At 50.2% G+C, this 18,053-nt stretch carries 9 protein-coding genes; 7 read left to right on the top strand and 2 right to left on the bottom strand.

Going from position 1 to position 18,053, the window contains the following annotated elements:
* The first annotated feature begins 78 nt into the window (after positions 1 to 78).
* The 7 genes from mfd to BN102_RS09640 all read left to right on the top strand — a co-directional run bounded on the left by mfd (position 79) and on the right by BN102_RS09640 (position 15,454).
* Positions 79 to 3,453, top strand: coding sequence for a transcription-repair coupling factor (mfd, locus tag BN102_RS09675; protein WP_019208944.1), 3,375 nt, complete (start codon positions 79 to 81; stop codon positions 3,451 to 3,453).
* A 606-nt stretch (positions 3,454 to 4,059) separates the two neighbouring features.
* Positions 4,060 to 4,584: an RNA polymerase sigma-70 factor gene (locus BN102_RS09665; protein WP_019208942.1), complete on the top strand. Its 525-nt coding sequence runs from the start codon at positions 4,060 to 4,062 to the stop codon at positions 4,582 to 4,584.
* Between the two features lie 33 nt (positions 4,585 to 4,617).
* Positions 4,618 to 5,793 carry a FecR family protein gene (locus BN102_RS09660; RefSeq protein WP_198006559.1) on the top strand — a complete coding sequence of 392 codons (1,176 nt, stop codon included), beginning with the start codon at positions 4,618 to 4,620 and terminating at the stop codon, positions 5,791 to 5,793.
* A gap of 487 nt (positions 5,794 to 6,280) precedes the next feature.
* Positions 6,281 to 9,163 carry a SusC/RagA family TonB-linked outer membrane protein gene (locus BN102_RS09655; RefSeq protein ID WP_051007728.1) on the top strand — a complete coding sequence of 961 codons (2,883 nt, stop codon included), beginning with the start codon at positions 6,281 to 6,283 and terminating at the stop codon, positions 9,161 to 9,163.
* A gap of 32 nt (positions 9,164 to 9,195) precedes the next feature.
* The gene (locus BN102_RS09650) at positions 9,196 to 10,803 is read left to right on the top strand and encodes a RagB/SusD family nutrient uptake outer membrane protein (RefSeq protein WP_019208939.1); all 1,608 of its coding nucleotides are present in this window, start codon (positions 9,196 to 9,198) and stop codon (positions 10,801 to 10,803) included.
* Between the two features lie 148 nt (positions 10,804 to 10,951).
* The gene (locus BN102_RS09645) at positions 10,952 to 13,621 is read left to right on the top strand and encodes a hypothetical protein (RefSeq protein ID WP_019208938.1); all 2,670 of its coding nucleotides are present in this window, start codon (positions 10,952 to 10,954) and stop codon (positions 13,619 to 13,621) included.
* A gap of 18 nt (positions 13,622 to 13,639) precedes the next feature.
* Positions 13,640 to 15,454, top strand: a complete 1,815-nt coding sequence (locus BN102_RS09640) for a hypothetical protein (RefSeq protein WP_021311920.1) — start codon at positions 13,640 to 13,642, stop codon at positions 15,452 to 15,454.
* A gap of 115 nt (positions 15,455 to 15,569) precedes the next feature.
* On the opposite strand, the gene BN102_RS09635 is transcribed toward BN102_RS09640, so the two are convergent.
* Both BN102_RS09635 and nudC read right to left on the bottom strand, forming a co-directional pair.
* Positions 15,570 to 17,231 carry a putative transporter gene (locus BN102_RS09635; protein ID WP_019208936.1) on the bottom strand — a complete coding sequence of 554 codons (1,662 nt, stop codon included), beginning with the start codon at positions 17,229 to 17,231 and terminating at the stop codon, positions 15,570 to 15,572.
* A gap of 15 nt (positions 17,232 to 17,246) precedes the next feature.
* Positions 17,247 to 18,032, bottom strand: a complete 786-nt coding sequence (gene nudC / locus BN102_RS09630) for an NAD(+) diphosphatase (protein ID WP_036787955.1) — start codon at positions 18,030 to 18,032, stop codon at positions 17,247 to 17,249.
* Positions 18,033 to 18,053 lie beyond the last annotated feature (21 nt).

Raw genomic sequence — 18,053 nt, 5'->3', positions numbered from 1 at the left:
GTATCCAATTTTTCAAATACTTCCTAAGAAACGCTAAAGGAATCGGATAAATGTGTACATTTGTGCGGTTTTTAAGTCATGGATATTTCGGAAATTCAGCATTTATATGCCAGCCATCCGAATCGAAAGAGGCTGGTTTCGTTCTTGGAAGATGATTCGGTCAGAACCATTTTTTTGGGGGGATTGCGCGCGTCGTCCGCCGGTTTATTTTTTTCCTCCCTCATTCAAGCAAGCGACAGCTCGTTTGTGTTCGTATTAAACGATTTGGAGTCGGCCGGTTATTTTTATCACGATTTGGTACAGATAAACGGCGAGGAAGATATTCTCTTTTTCCCTTCGTCTTATCGCCGTGCCGTCCGGTACGGTCAAAAGGATGCAGCTCACGAGATACTCCGGGTGGAAGTGCTGAATCGATTGCAATCGAGGGGTAGGCTCGCCGTGGTCACCTATCCTGAAGCTTTGGCGGAAAAAGTGATCTCTCCAACGGCGATGCGCGCCCGTACGATGACGTTGGAAGTCGGACAGCATGTCGATGTGGAGGTTTTGGAGAAAGAATTGTCCGACTTCGGATTCGACTTGACGGACTATGTTTACGAACCGGGACAATATGCCGTACGGGGAAGCATCGTCGACATTTTTTCCTATGCTTCGGAATATCCTTTCCGCATCGATTTTTTCGGCAATGAAATAGATAGCATGCGTACTTTTGAGGTCGATACGCAATTGTCGAAGGAAAAGAAGAGCGCGGTTTCGATCATTCCTTCATCGACCCGAGAAGAGCTTTCGTCGGGCGTGTCGTTCCTGCATTTTATTCCCGAGCATACGATCATCGGTCTGAAAGACCTGCCATGGGTTCGGGAACGTATTCAGGCTGTCCACGACGACGCGATTTCGACACAAGCTCTGCAGGCTTATGAAGGGGATAAGAGAGAGTTGCTCAATATGCGCGAAAGGCTGATCGATAGCGCTGATTTCTCTAACGCCTTATCGGGTTTCAAGTGCATGGAGTTCGGAAATAAACCTGCCTATTCTCCTCAGAGGACGCTGACCTTCGACATTACTCCGCAACCCGTTTATCACAAGAATTTCGACCTGGTAAGCAGTTCGTTGACGGATTATCTTCGAAAAGGCTATACCGTTTACATCTGCTCGGACAGTCGGAAGCAGCCTGTTCGGCTGAAAGCTATTTTCGACGAACGGGGCGACGAGATCCTGTTTACTTCCGTGAATAAGACTTTGCACGAAGGCTTTTCGGATCATCACCTAAAGTGTTGCATCTTCACCGATCATCAGTTGTTCGATCGTTTTCACAAGTACAGTTTGAAGAGCGATAAGGTTCGCAGCGGGAAAGTTGCACTTACGCTGAAAGAGTTGAATGAATTCGAATGGGGGGATTACCTCGTGCACATCGATCACGGTATCGGTCGTTTCGGCGGTTTGGTTCGTATTCCGAACGGAAACGCCACTCAAGAAGTCATCAAACTGCTTTATCAGCATGACGACGTGGTGTTCGTCTCCATTCATAATCTGCATAAGATATCGAAATACAAGGGAAGAGAAGGGGAGACGCCTCGTTTGAGCAAATTGGGTACCGGTGCTTGGGAGAAGATGAAAGATCGGACCAAAGCTAAGATTAAGGATATTGCGCGCGATCTGATCAAGCTCTATGCACGGCGCCGGCAAGAGAAGGGTTTTCGGTTTTCGCCGGACAGCTATTTGCAGCAGGAGCTGGAAGCCGGCTTCATCTATGAAGATACGCCCGATCAGCTGAAAGCCACTCAGCAGGTGAAGGCGGACATGGAAAGCGATCGCCCGATGGACCGCTTGATTTGCGGCGATGTCGGCTTCGGCAAGACGGAAGTCGCTATCCGGGCGGCTTTCAAAGCGGTGACAGACAATAAGCAGGTAGCGGTGTTAGTGCCGACGACTGTTTTGGCTTATCAGCATTATCATACTTTTTTCGATCGCCTGAAAGATTTTCCCTGCAAAGTGGATTATCTGACCAGGGCCCGCTCTGCCAGCGATGCGGCGCGAATCAAGCGAGAATTGGCGGAGGGGAAGATTGATGTGGTAATCGGTACCCACAAGCTGATCGGCAAAACGGTGGCATTTAAAGATTTGGGATTGCTGATTATCGATGAGGAACAGAAGTTCGGAGTCGGTGTGAAGGAAAAGCTCCGGCAGCTGAAAGTCAATGTCGATACGCTTACCATGACGGCCACCCCGATCCCCCGAACCTTGCAGTTCTCCTTGATGGGCGCGCGCGACCTGTCGGTGATTCAAACGCCTCCTCCCAATCGCTATCCTATTCAGACGGAGGTGCTTCCCTTCAACGAAGAGGCGATTGTCGAGGCTATCAACTTCGAAATGAGCAGAAACGGACAAATCTTCTTCGTGAGCAATCGTATTGAGAAGTTGGCCGACTTGCAGGCCATGATTCTGCGAAATATCCCGGATTGTCGGGTAGCCGTCGGCCACGGGCAAATGAATCCCGAAAAGTTGGAAGAGGTGATAACGAGTTTCGTGAACGACGATTACGATGTCTTGTTGTCTACCTCCATCGTGGAAAACGGGATCGATATCCCGAATGCGAATACGATGATCATCCATAACGCCCAGCATTTCGGGTTGAGCGATTTGCACCAGCTGCGCGGGCGGGTGGGGCGAAGCAATAAGAAGGCCTTTTGTTTCCTGTTGACGCCGCCTGCGGAAACGCTCACCTCGGAGGCGCGACGTCGGTTGGAGGCGATCGAGAACTTCAGCGATTTGGGAAGCGGAATCCATTTGGCAATGCAGGATTTGGATATTCGGGGCGCAGGCAATCTGTTGGGAGCGGAGCAGAGCGGTTTTATCGCCGATTTGGGGTACGAAACCTATCAGAAGATTCTCAACGAAGCCGTTCAGGAACTGAAGGAAGACGAATTCGCAGAGCTGTTTGCCGATCGGGATAAAAAAGTAGGAGCGAAGATCGCCGAAAATAAGTGGGTAGACGATTGCCAGATCGAGAGCGATTTGGAATTGCTTTTCCCCGAGCAGTACGTCCCGAGCAGCAGCGAGCGAATGTTGCTCTACCGGGAGCTCGACGGGTTGGAGCAGGATGAAGAAGTCGAAGCCTTTCAATCGCGTCTGGAGGATCGTTTCGGGAAGATTCCCCGAGAGGGAGCCGAGTTGTTGCTCGTGGTGCCGTTGCGCAGAACAGCCAAGTCGTTGGGCGTAGAACGGATTTTCCTGAAGGCTTCACAGATGACTCTTTTCCTGGTTTCCAACCCGGACAGTCCCTATTACCGAAGCGCAGCTTTCGGAAAGATCGTCGCCTACATCGGAAAATATCCGCACGCTTGCAGCCTCCGCGAGAAGAATGGAAAACGCAGTCTGTTGATCCGAGATGTCACGACGGTGGAAAGAGCGGTCGGTATCCTGAAAGAAATAGAAAGCCTGCAGGAGGTGCGATAAACCGAAATTTGACGTCCCCCAACGTGTCCGGATACGTCCCATAACGTGTCTGGATACGTTCTCTAACGTATCTGGATACGTCCCGAACCCCGCCGGCGAGGTTATTTATCCCGTCGGATAGGTTGTACAACCTATCCGGACACGTCCGGGACGTCAAATTCGAGGTTATCCAACGTATCCGGCGAGGTCCGGAACGTCAAATTTGAGGTTATCCAACGTATCCGACGAGGTCCGGGACGTCAAATTTTAGGTTGCCCAACGTATCCGTCGGGATTCGGGACGTCGACGGACAGGTCGTACGACGTATCCGTCGGGATCTTTTGCCCCGTCGGTTCTATTTTCGACCTCAACGGCACGGTTCGGAACCCGGTTTGCCGTGCGTATGCTGTCGCTTCCACCGATTTTCCACGAACTTTTAGCCGATGGTTCGTCGCCTGCTAAAACAGAGGAGCGTAAAGCGTAACGGATCGATTTTAATCTGTATTTTTGTAACCGATGGTCGCCTTGGTACCGACCGATTCGTACGAGAAAGTTAGAATATGTTAAATCCTTGTCCTGGATAATACTTTTCACGCGTTTAAGCGTTATATAGAAAAAAAGAGTTGGATGAGCTGTTCCGAAGACATCGTGTTATTGCAGATCAGAGCCGGAAGTGAACATGCGTTCAGAAAGCTGTTCCAGCAGTATAGCGAGCGATTTTACTTGTGGGCTTTCAAACTTACGCAAAATTCGTACGCGGCGGAGGATATCGTGCAGGAATTTTTCGTCAGATTTTGGGAACGGCGGGAAGAGCTCACCTTTACTCCCTCCTTTTCTGCATATGCTTTTCGCGCCATCTATCATGCTTCGTTGAATTACCTGCGCGATGCCGAACATTTCGTTTACGGGTGCGAGCTGACGCTGGATCTGGCCGATACGAGCAATGTGACCGATTCGGATGTGAAAGAATTGAACAGACTTTTATTGAAAGCGATCAATGATTTGCCGGAGCGTTGTAAGAAAGTGTTCGTGATGGCGACCTTGGAAAAGAAAAAATACACCGAAGTAGCCGATCTCTTGGGCATATCGGTCAACACGGTGAAGGTTCAGGTCTCGAAAGCGTATCATTTGTTGCGGAAAGGAATAGGTTAATCGATCTAATTAGGTAAAAAGATGTTGAAATCGATGAAAAACGATAGAGCCGGGTGGAATGTGGTTTTCAAGGCGTTGATAGGAGAAATGCGAGAAGACGATGCCCGTTTTCGATCATGGATGGACAGCAGTGATGACAATAAGAAGCTGTATGCTCAGTTGACAGGGAAAAAGCGAATCAAAAACACGGGTTACGACAAACGGAAATGCTGGGATAATATTTCCGATATCTTGGGTTTCGGACCCCGGAGACGCTTTTCCTTTCTCCCCTTTCGACGGGTTCGTAAGTTGGTTGCCTGTCTGGTGACAGTGCTTTCAGTTTCAATAGGTATCGGGGTTTGGGTTCGGGAGCGTCCGAAAGTCGATGACTCTCTGGAAATATCGCAGACAGAGAAAAAGGATGCTTTTGAGCCGGGAACCAAGAAAGCTTACTTACAATTCTCGGAAGGGGAGATCATCGATTTGGGCGAGCCTTTCAAAAAGGAGAACGAGGATGGAACCGTAATCTCGAACGATGCTAACGGCGTCGTTTCGTTTCAAAAAGAAGAGCGGAAAAACAAGAAGGTGGTGCAGCAAACCATCTATGTGCCTAAAGGCGGGGAATATCAATTGCAGTTGGTCGATGGAACCAACGTTTTCCTGAATTCGAAAACGCAACTCTTGTTCCCCGGCTATTTTGAGGGGGAAAAGAGAGAAGTGGAACTGTTGAGCGGAGAGGCTTATTTCGACGTGAAGAAGGAGGCGAAACCTTTTGTGGTAAAAACGCGCGATATGGAGATAGAGGTCTTGGGTACCACCTTCAACGTCAATGCTTATACCGACAATACCTCGACCCATACCACGTTGGTTCGAGGAAAGGTGAGGATTCGTTTGCCCGATAAGCCGATAGTGTATGTGCTCTCCCCCTCCGATGATTTTTCAATGGACAGGGTTTTGAATCGGATTTCCGTCCGAAAAGTCGATACGCGTCTTTACACCGCCTGGGTCAAAGGTGAATTCATTTTTCGGAATCGACGGTTGGATGATATTTTCGTGCAATTATCCCGTTGGTATGATTGTAAAATAGAATACGTGAATCCCGCTATCAAATCCATGCGCTTTACCGGAAGTGCGGAGAAAGCGCGCACCCTCGATTACTTGTTGAATCAAATACAGGCCGTCACCGATGTGAAATACAGAAGAGAAGGAGAAAAAATCGTTTTGTACTGACCGAAAAGCCGTCCGAAATGAAGCCCTCGGACAAGGGAGTACGTTTGGACAAGCGCCGACTATAAATAACCGTAATCAATAACCATTTATCTAAAAAAGTATGAAAAAAACGAGAGCCAACCAAAGGGCGAGGTATGATGGGCATGCTCGCAAACTCGTTCGAGTCATGAAGCTGTGCATGCTGTTTTTCTTGATCGGAACGAGTATCGGGTGGGGAAATCCTTCCTGCGCGCAACGAATACCTTTGAATTTAAACCTTCAGGATGTAACCCTGGAGCGTGTCTTCGATGCGATTCGCAGTCAGAGCGAATTCGAGTTTTTCTATAACGATGATCAGGTGAATACCGCGATTAGGACCAGCATCAAGGTAAAGAATGCGAACCTCGAGGACGTGCTGGATAAAATCCTGCCCGAATCATACGAGTATAAGGTTTCTGACCGCTATGTACTGATCAGCAGACGCAAGGACGAACGGAAGTTCGAACGGATGTTCCCCGATCAGACGCACAGGCTATCGGGCAGGGTCGTCGACTCGAAAGGAGAGCCCATCATCGGCGCCAATATTGTCGAAGTAGGAACAACCAACGGCACGGTGACGGACGTGAACGGCCACTTCACGCTGAACGTGGGAAGCAATGCCACGATACGGGTCTCATATATCGGCTGTATCGCACAAGACCTTCCGATCGAAGGGAAATCGAATGTCGAGATCACCTTGCAGGAAGATACACAGGTATTGGGCGAGGTCGTGGCGATCGGGTACGGCACCATGAAGAAGAGCGACTTGACCGGATCGGTAGCTTCCGTCTCTCGAAAACAATTCTCGGATCAACCGGTCAAACGAGTGGAAGATATTTTGCTGGGGCGCACCCCGGGCGTAGAAGTCACCACGTTGAGCGGCATGCCTTCGGGCGGGATCAAGGTGCGTGTGCGCGGAACGACCTCTATCAATAAGAGCAGCGAGCCGTTGTATGTCATCGACGGTATCGTCAGCTCGAGCGGGCTCGAGGGGATCAACCCGGCGGATATCCAGTCGGTCGAAGTCTTGAAAGATGCCTCTGCTACGGCCATTTACGGATCGCGCGGGGCGAACGGCGTGGTGTTGGTAACCACCCGGAGAGGGGTGGAAGGCAGCAGTCAGATCGAGATCGATGTCTCTACCAGCATTTCGAATATCGTCAAGAAATACGATGTCATGAATGCGTACGAATATGCCACCGCCCTGAATGATATCTGGGGATCGTCGACTATTCCGGCGGCCGATCTGCAAGCCTATAAAGATGGAACGAAAGGAATCGACTGGCAGGATCTCATGACCAGAACGGGAGTAGGACAGGATTATAAGTTCAGTTTTTCCGGAGGAAATGCGAAAAACAAGTATCTTCTTTCGGCGAATATCTTGAATTGGGATGCCATTACGATCACGACCAATTTCAAGCGATATAATCTCCGAGCCAATATCGATTCGGAGATCAAGCCCTGGCTCACCCTTTCTGCCAATCTCAGCGGGTCGAGGGTACGTATGCATAACGGTTGGGTCGACCTGATGAACACCATCAATTATTCTCCCACCATGGAGATGAAAGACGAAAAGACCGGTATCTACAATAACGACCCGTACAATTCGGTAGATCCCAATCCTTACGGAGGAAGAATGGTGAATTACGACGATAGTTACCGCAATTACTTCCATGCCAGCGGTACCTTGCTGTTCAAGATTGTAGAGGGGCTTACCTTTTCTCTGCAGGGCGGTTACAACTATTACCATAACCCATATTACAGCTTTACTTCCAAATTGGCCCGTCCCGGGCAGATCAACGGGATGTCCAATAGCAGTTCGGAGGGGTGGTATTGGCAAAATACCAACAACTTGACTTATGCCAAAACTTTTGGGAAACATGCCCTCACGGCGACAGCCGTATGGGAATTGAGTCAGAACAGGGATAGCTGGATGAATATCAGCGGTTCGAACCTAAGCAATGAAATCGTGGGCTACTGGAACGTTAAAAATGCTGCCACCCGAGACGAAGGGAACGGCTATTCCGAAGAAGCCATCGCCTCGGGGATCGCTCGCATAATGTACAATTATGCGGGACGCTATTTCCTCACGGGAACATTCCGGGCCGACGGCTCTTCCAAATTTCAAGGAGGCAACAAATGGGGGTATTTCCCCTCCGGTGCTTTCGCATGGGACGTCGCCAAAGAGAATTTCATGAAGCGTCAGAATCTTTTCCAACAGATGAAGTTCCGCACCAGTTTCGGCATCACTGGTAATCAGGCCATCGACCGTTACAGTACCTTGGGGATGTTGTCCAGTACTTCGTACAGTTGGGGAACTACTACCGATTACACCGCTTATTGGGGGAATTCTTTCGCCACTCCGGATTTGAAATGGGAGAGAACCTACCAGTATGATGTCGGATTGGATTTCAGCGTATGGAACAACAAACTGAATTTTACATTGGATTGGTTCTTAAAACAGTCGAAGGGATTGCTCTTCCAGAAAAGAGTGCCCATGTATAATGGGGGGGGCACCTTTTGGGTGAATCAGGGAGAGATAGAAAACAGCGGTATCGAATTCTCCATAAATGCTTACCCGCTCAGCGAAAGTGCAGGGTTGGTATGGGAAACCGCTTTGAACGGCTCCTACCTGAAAAACAAGATCGTAGATCTTGCCGGCAACGAGTTTATTTTGGATGCGAATTTCAGCAATTACGGAGGAGCTATGCAGATCATGAAAGTGGGTTATCCCTACGGCTCTTATTATCTCTATCGTTGGAAAGGGTTCGACGAAAAGGGCGCCAACCTTTACCAAAGCGCCGATGGGAGTCTGACCACAAGTCCGACGGCCGACGATCAGGTCGTCATGGGGCAGTGTACCCCCAAATGGACGTTCGGTTGGAACAACCGGATTACGTGGAAGAACTGGACGGTGAATATCTTCGTCAATGCGGCTACCGGTTTCGAGCGGTTGAATTTAACCCGCTACGCCTTGGCTTCGATGACGGGGATGTATCGGTTCATCTCGCTGCGCGACGCCTATTTCAAAGGTTGGGACAAAGTGACGAACAAAGGGGACGCCCTATTCCCCAGCCATACGAATTCCGAAACGAAGTATTACGGCAATTCGGATTTCTGGTTGGAAGACGCTTCGTTCATCAAACTGCGAAACGTCAGCATCGCCTACACCATCCCCCGACGACTGTTGAAATTTGCCGATATGCAACTCTCCGTCAGCGGACAGAACCTGTTTACCCTGACCAAATACAAGGGGATGGATCCGGAGGTATATAATTCATATAATGGGTTGGACTACGGAGCCTACCCCATACCGCGCACTTTTACCTTTGGGGCGAAGATTACCTTTTAACGATCAGGATATTTAACAAAAAAGAAGAGAATATGAAAACGAAATCCGATACTTTTTACCTGCTGTTGCTTATCCTGGTAGGATGGGGAATGGCATCCTGCGAAAGTTTCCTTTCGGAAGATCCGAAGGGACAGTTGGCTACGGAAAACTTTTTTACCAATCAGAGCGATTTGGAAGCCTCTTTAAATGCTCTTTACCGGGTAGTGGCGGATGCACAGCATGCCAACCATTACAACGGCACGAACTTCTTGGTGGGCGACGATATTTCCACGCATCCCGCCAGCAACAAACAGCCGCTTCGGGAACACGATCAGTTCGCCGTCTCGGACAATAATGCCTGGATGCCTTATTTATGGGAACAGCGTTATAGGATAGTGAAGGCCGCTAACTTTGTAATCAATAATGCGGCAAGAACCCCCGGAGTCGATGAAAAACTGATTAAGTCCGCTGTCGGACAGGCATCGTTCTGGCGTGCTTTCGCCTATTTCTATCTGGTTACGACCTGGGGACCGGTACCGGTCATGCTGGAAGAGAAAATCGATTACGGGGCGGAGTTATGGTCGGAAGAAAAAGTGTACGAATTGATCGTGAACGATTTGAAAGTGGCCGAAACCGATTGTCCGGAAAACTATACCGAGGAACCTTATACCCGAAACGGTGTCAATATTGCCGTGAACAAGGGAGCGGCGAAGGCGGCCTTGTCCTATGTCTATATGGCGATGGCCGGATGGCCCTTGAATAAGGGTACGCAGTATTACGAGATGGCTGCAGCCAAAGCCAAAGAAGTGATCGACGGCGTGGAAAACGGAACTTACCGTTACGCACTTTTAGACCAGTATTGGAAAGTCTATTCCTGGGAATACAACGACAAGAATCCGGAAGTATTGGTAGGGGTTTATTACAATATGGATCGACAGAAAAATATGTCGGTCGTCACCGATTTCTTACAGGATATGAAACAAGCCGGGTGGGGCGATACGAACGGGGAAATCAAATTCTGGAAAGAATTCCCCGAAGGGCCGCGCAAGGAGGCCACTTATTTCCCGAAGATCATGCTCAGCGACGGGAAACTGTACGATTGGTGGTACGATACCGATCCACCATCGAGAGCAGTGGTGGCACCCTGTTTTAACAAGTCGACCGAAGGTGCCGAACGAGGCACGGAATTCGATTATGCCGATCCGAGAGCCATTCCTTATTCGGGCGAAAAACAGCATCAGGTCATTCGCCTGGCCGAGGTTTATTGTTGGTATGCCGAAGCTGTAGGCAGATCCGGAAAGACGGATGCGAAAGCTGTCGAAGTGCTGAATAAGGTACGGAACAGGGCCGACGGAAAAGAGTCTAATATCTATTCCATGAGTATGACTCCCGAGGAGTTGGCCGAAGCTGCCTATAATGAGCATGGATGGGAAATAGCAGGCTATTATTGGTCGGGGTTTGCACCCCGAGCGCGCGATATGTTCCGGATGTTCCGTTACAAGCAGCATTTCGAATACCGAAAAGAAAACCCGCCGATCGAAGTCGCCCCCGGCATCTTCCGAAAAGAGGCCGTTCCGGTAACGGGGGCGTGGGACGATAAAAAAATGTATGTGCCGTATCCCTTCGAGGATGCCTCGTTGAATAAAAACTTAAAACATTAGGGTAGCATGTGGGAGCGGGGAGGGAAGTTTGTAGGAGTCGATAACTTGGAGAACTGCTTCCCTCGTTGTACCGAAATTTTCATTTCGGCACAGTCCCTTGAAACGAGAACGGATTAAAACATTCTTATCAAAAATAAAAACAGGTCGTATGTTTTCGCGTAAAATCATTTTTCCTTTCATCTTTTTCGTGTGCTCGAAGGTCTTGCTCACGGCACAAAATCTTTCCGGTTTTCGAGCCGATATCCCCCCGAACGAGCCGGTCTTTACGATTGTCGACAACAGGCAATTCAACGGTTATACTAATTACTGGCACAACGATTATACTCGATGGCACCGCTACGGCAACCTTTTTAAAGTGGCGGTGACCGACATCGTACCTTCCGTCTTGCAGAGCAAGGTGGATGCCGCCATGGATATGGGACTCCCCGGTTTGCTGTTGCAGGAAGGGTTCGTTTCCCGTTTATGGGCGAATCCATATCAGACGATGAAAAATCCCTCCATGGCCGAACTGGAAGAGGCCGTCGGACAGGGAAATCTGCTGGTGCTCGTCGATCCTTCGACAGAGGTCGGGCGGGAGCTGAACCGGAGGGCGCAGCCTGTTTTCGCCTGGGCGGAGGGCTTGCAGAGCTACCAATTCAAAACGGCTGACTTTAATAGGACGAAAGCCTTTTATTTGGTCGACGGAAACCGATACCTCTTCGTCATTTCGTCTTCTTCGCAGGGCGACATCAACCGGTTGCAAGCACTGATCGAGCATACCGAAACCCTCCTTCGCCGATACCGGCTTTGCAAAGGCTGGTTCGGCGCGAAAACCTTGCTGAAAAGCGTCACGTGTACGCCGGGACATCCGTTGGAAATCATGGGTATCGGCATGAACGAAGGCAATTCGTGGTTTATCTTCGACGGATACATGGATTTTTTGATACAAAAAGAGTTGGAGAATTGGGTGGATGAAGTGAAGTTGCCCGTGGTGGCCGACGTCGGTTTTTCTCCTATTTACGGATGTAGGGATTACGAGGGGCTCCAGGTGCAGGATATGGCTACTCCGCAGGCGTGGATCGATTACGCGCATCAAAAGGGCGGGTATGCCTTCCGTTCCGTGTGGGATCCCGCCAGCGATGCCTATCGGTTCGACGGTTACTTGACCAACGAGGGGAACAAGGTACAGATAGACGAGGAAAACATCCCTTTTGTCCACAATTCGACCGGACATCTGAACGAAAACCTCACCTCCTCCACGATGCTGTTTATCGAAAGGGAGAAGCCGCTCACCAAACAGGTCATTTGGCAGGCTATTATGGACCGTCGGGAGGTAGCCGTGTCGGAGGGAGGCCGGATGATGGGGCCGGCGGCATTTCGGAATGCGTTGCAATTGCTTTACTTGGATAAAATCTACCTGGAAGACGTTTTTAACGATCGGATCGACATCCGTGCGCGAGTGGACGGATACGATTTGACGGTGACACTGAGAAATCTCTCTCCCGAAAATATCTCGGGAAAAATAGAGGTCGCCGCTGCTCCCGGTCTAAGCTCGGCACAGGCATCCTCGGGCGAGATCGGATTAGCCGGAAACGAAGTCAAACAGCTGAAAATACCCTTGACTCCCGTTGTGGAAACCATGGGTAGGACAAATCCCATTGCAGTACGTTTCCGTTGGAACGGCAGAGAGAAATCCACCGTGACCCTGCTCGATTTGCCCCCCGTCGTATCCGTGCATCGTTTGCTATATGCACATGCCCCGGAGGTGGAGTTTCCCGTAACCCTCCATAATTTCTCGACTAAGCGTTCGTTTCCGGTAAGCGTGTCGGTCTATAAAAATGGCGACGACCGGAGTGAAATTTGGCGGCAGACGAAGCAGTGTGATGCCGCTGCGGCTTCTTATCGGAAAATGGATTTCCGACTGCCGCTGAAGCCCGGCAATTATACCGTGAAGGTGACCGCCTTGGGGGCGACCTCCGAAAGTCGGTTGGGCGTAGGTCGACCTGTCGGTAAGCCTTATGCGTACGCATTGGATTTGGATAGTGACGGGATCGACGAATACCGGATGGAAAACGATTCCGTGCAGATTACTCTCTTGCGGACGGGTGCTCGGGTGATCGAATATCGGGTAAAGAGCAGAAACGACAATGTACTCTTTAAAAGTTGGCCGAAAAAGACGGTCAGCCACCGAAGGCCCTACCGCATGCGGGGGTATTACCCGTACGGGGGATTCGAAGATTTCCTCGGACAGGCGAGTATGGAAACACACCAGGTGTACGATGCTCGGATCGTGAAAAAGGAGGGAGACTGGGTGCGGGTGGAAATGGAGACCGATTATTACGGAAACCGTCTTAAAAAGATATTCACCTTGTACGGGAATTCCCCGCTGCTCGAGGTACGTTTCGAACTGAATTTCAGTAATCCGGAAGCCAATGTCATCGGTCCGCAACCCATTCTGGAATTGGGAAAGACGCACGGCACCGAAGATCTCTTCGTCGTCCCCGCCGAAGGTGGGTGGAAAGAATACCGCATGCGACCGGAAAAATCCTACGGACAGGCGATTCACCTCCAAGAGGGGTGGAATGCTGGTTATGACACGATTGAAGATATCTCTTTCGTCGGTGCCTTTCCCGTCGATCAACCGCTGTTCCTGCATATGTGGATGAATCATCCCAGCAATTCGGACGCTCCCCATTACTATGTCGAATTTCAACCCTGGACCCCCATTGTACAGAAAACCACCATGTATTTCACCTATTACCTGTGGGGCAGCGGCGGTTCATGGAGAAATGCGGTCGAGGAGCTGAGAAGGCGAAATCTGATATCTATAAAAAAATAAACGTAAAAAATGTAAGATATGTCTAAAATGTATGTCTGTTTAATAGTGATGTGCTGTGGGTTCTTGAGATTGGCGAGCATTCATGCGAAGAGCGATGTGCCGTCGTTGCGGATTGCGCATGTCGAGTTGGGATGTCCGGTTCCGGCCATACCCTTTTATCATTTCAAAGCCGCTTTGGAATTGCCCGAACCGTCGATCATCGAAGTCCATGTATCGGTAAACGGGAAGGAGTTGCGATTCGTCAACGTATATAAAGACGATGTGTCGACCGATCTTTCCAAACCCAATTTCATCAACCGTCCCCCTTCGGGATATGCCCTTTCTCATGACAATACCCTCTACACAACACCCTTTATCACGGGGTGGTTGAAGTGGCAGCCAGGCGCGAAGTACGACGTTAAAATCTCCGTACGGCTGAAGAAGTCGGCCAAGCCGTCGACCGACGACCGGTGGATCGCTGCTTCCGCCGTCTTGGTCGCTTCCAGAGAGGTGGAAGTATTCGATCCGGCTTGGAAGCAGTACAAATCGGTCGTCCTCACGGAGACAGCGGGGATCGATCGGAAACACGAACCGGTGGAGGTCTTGCTCCCGTTCTATCCCGATGAAGTCGACGATTTGAAACGGGAGTTGCGCGTGGTGGCTGTAAATCCCGAAGATTACAGCCTGTCGGAAGTGACGAGTCAGGTCTTCGACATTCAAAAATATTCCGTAGCGGACGATTTGTCGCCGACCTCCGAAGGAATGCCCCTCCGGACGATTCCGCTTTGGATGCCGACCGTCACGTGTAAATTGGCTTTTCTGGCCGATGTGCCGGCCCTGTCGAGTCGGGTCTTTCTGATTTATTACCACAACGAGAAGGCGATGGCGAAAACCTATCGTTCCGATTTGCAGGTGCAGGGCGAGCTTCCCGGTTTGGTGATCGACAACCGCTGTATGAATGCCGTCCTTCATCCCAATTCTGGACATTTGGATCAGCTTACCCTGAAAAGTCGGCCGGAGCAGCCTTTGTATCACCGTATGGAGACTAACGGTGCTATCCACTGGAATCCGGGAATTTACGTGCCTCCTCGCCCGTGGACGCATACGGCCGATTGGAAACACGATCAACGCATGCACGCTATTTCGGGCCCCGTATTGGCTACCGCCGAATTTTGGGGTGCTTTGCGTGGAATGCCCGAAGTGGATGCCTCCGTGCGCTACGACTTTTATCCGGAAGTACCGTATTTCGTCAGTACCACCAGCATGCGCATTAACAAAACGGTGCAATGTCTCGCGTTGCGGAATGCGGAAATATGCCTTAAGCGCGAGTTGATGACGCATGCCGCATGGTACGATATCGTGAAGGGGGAAGTCGTTACCTACCAGGTGGCTGACATGCCCGATCTGACCGATCTGAAAATGGAAGCCGACGTTCCATGGATCACCTTTTACAACGACAAGACGGGAATCGGTTTTGCCGGTATCAATCTGGGGTATGCCAATACGGGTTTGGAATACCGGGATCGGCTGCTGAATCCCTATTGCTACATTACCGGTGGTCCGTGGATCTATTGGGCGCGCGCCTTGTCGTTGAGTTTCCTCGCCTCCAACATGCAGCAGGTGATTCCAGCTATGAAAGGGAGCATGTTTACCGAAAAATGGGCCTACCTCGTTTATGAAACGGATAAGGGCCGGCCTTACGAACCGGTGTTCGAGTGGGAGAAACGATTGAAAAACCCGCTGCGACTCCAATTGGTGGAAGAAGTGGACGAACGGGTGTCGAAGTCACTTATCGAAGTGTTTATGGATGAAGGTAAGAGCGGATGGGAAGAACGGGAAACCGGAAAACATTGACTCGCCCGTCCAACTTCGCCTCCGAATTTTCCTGCTGCTGTATCAAAATAGGAGTTTACGGGAGCGGGGATCTGTGAGCACTCTTCAGGGCTCAGGACAGGATCGTTGTAATTTCTTAGGCGAAGATCATGACCAACAGTTGGGCGATGATGACGCGGGCGAACATGGAAAGAGGATAAACCGTGGCGTAGCTTACCGCAGGGCTGTCGCTGGGAATAATGTCATGGGCATATCCCAGCGCCATAGGGTTGGCCATACCTCCGCACAGCATCCCGCATGTGTTTCCGAAGTCTATTCGACTTATTCGTAAGGAAACGATGCCCATTATGACGACCGGAAGGACGGTTATAAGGAAACCGGCTCCTATCCAGATCGCTCCTTCCGGTCGGATAACGGTCTCGAAGAAGTGAGCGCCCGAATCTAATCCCAAGCATGCCAAATAGAGGGCAATGCCTAAGCCGCGTAACATGAGGTTGGCGCTGCGGGTGGTATAAGTAATCAGATGGAAGCGCGGGCCGAAGCGTCCGATAAGTATGCCCACGACGATAGGGCCGCCTGCCAAACCTAACTTCACTGGCTGACTGATACCCGGGATGGCTACGGGGATGGTGCCTATTATTAATCCGAGTATGATGCCGATAAAAACGATGGCCAAGTTAGGATCTTTCAACGGACGGACTTTGTTTCCTAATACTTTTTCGACATTTTCGACGGCTTGTCGTTCGCCCACTACGGTCAATCGGTCGCCTAATTGCAGAATCAATCCCGGAGTGGCCAACAACTGGATCCCGCTTCGCATCACGCGGGTGATATTGATATCGTAATTGTTGCGCAGCTTCAGTGTGCCGAGCTTCTTCCCGTTGATTTCCGGTTTGCTGATCACGATATGCTTAGAGATCAGTTGGCTGTCGATCGCGTTCCAGTCAATGTCCTTTTTGTTCCAATTCTCCGTCTCTTCCATTCCGAAAGTCAATGTCAGGTTCGAAATATCTTCCGGCGTAGTGACGACCAGCAAACGGTCGTCGCATTCCAATTTCATATCCGAGTGAGGTATTGTGACTTTTCCGTTACGCCAGAGCCGGGAGATGACAAAGTGTCGTCCGCTGATCTGCGCCACTTCTTTGATGCTCTTGTCGAAGACGGCCGGATTGTGCACGCGGAAGGTGGCGATGAAGGTTTCGTTTTGCTCTTCCTGATCCATCGACGCTATATCGACAGGGCGGACAAATAATTTGCGGATCACGATCATGGCCAGGATCACGCCTATCACGCCTAAGGGATAGCTCACTGCACAGCTCAACGCAGCATTGACGCTATCCATATTCATCTGTGCCAACGTTTGTTGAGCGGCGCCTAAGGCAGGCGTATTCGTGGTGGCGCCGCAAAGGATGCCTACCATCTCGCTCATGGGGATGTGGATAAGGTAGCTCAATGCGATGGCAAGGGCGGTTCCTAAGAAGACGAGGCTTATGCTCAACATGTTCAACCTCAAGCCTCCTTTCTTGAAAGAGGAGAAGAAGCCCGGCCCTACCTGCAATCCCAACTCGTATACGAAAAGAACTAACCCGAAATCTTCCGCATAAACCAGCATTTGGCGGTCGATAGAAAGGCCAAAGTGCCCCATCAGGATACCCATGAAGAAGACGAAAGTTACGCCGAGCGATACGCCGTAGACTTTTATCTTCCCCAGATACAATCCGCCGGCAATGATGATGGACAGGATGACAATCGCCTGTAGCGGAGTATGTTCGACAAATAGACTATTGAACCATTCCATGTTTTTGTTTATCCGTTAACCCTCCAACCAATTGTCGATCAGTTTCCTTGCTAAACTCAATTTTTGGGGAATCGCCGGCAATTGATCCCGATTGAACCAGCCGCCCTTGCTCAATTCCGTGTTTTGCAGCATCAATTCGCCGCTGTCGTATTCTGCCGTATAGCCTATCATGATACCGCTCGGATAAGGCCAGGTTTGACTGCCGAAGTATTTCAGATTCTTGATTCTTAACCGCGTTTCTTCCATCACTTCGCGGTATACGCATTCCTCCAAACTTTCGCCCGGTTCCAAAAATCCCGCAATCAGGCCATAATAATCGCTTTTAAAGTTACGGGCGTGGACCAACAGGATCTGATCCTCGCGGGTGATGCGGACGATCATCGCCGGCGAAATGACAGGATAGAACTCTTGCCGGCAAACGGGGCATTTTTTACCGATGGGCGAGATTTGATGCGTCGGCTCTCCGCAATGCGGACAATACTGTGTATTTGCATCCCAGTTGAGGATTTGCGAGGCTTTTCCCGCCCATTTGTAAGCTCTCAGCGGCAAGAGATCGTAGGTCGCACGCAGTCCCTCCATGATTCGTTGCGGCGCCTCCGCCCCGTTGACGGGTGTATAGACGTTATATGTTCTGCACTCGTAATCGTTCCATATCCCGATGGTTTGGACGGTCGAACCTGCTGGCACGGGCACAGGAGGCGCACTCGTGCATGGAACATAGTATTTCCCGTCGTGCAATTCCAATAAAAGACGGTCTTTATAGAAGACAAACCAATAACTTTTTCCCGCATCCATTCTCATTCGATTTTACTGCAAAATTAT

This window comes from Phocaeicola abscessus CCUG 55929 (genome assembly GCF_000312445.1).
GTDB classification, from domain to species: Bacteria; Bacteroidota; Bacteroidia; order Bacteroidales; family Bacteroidaceae; genus Phocaeicola; species Phocaeicola abscessus.
The sequence above is the reverse complement of the archived record's forward strand: the minus strand, read 5'-3'. Positions and strand labels throughout refer to the sequence as shown.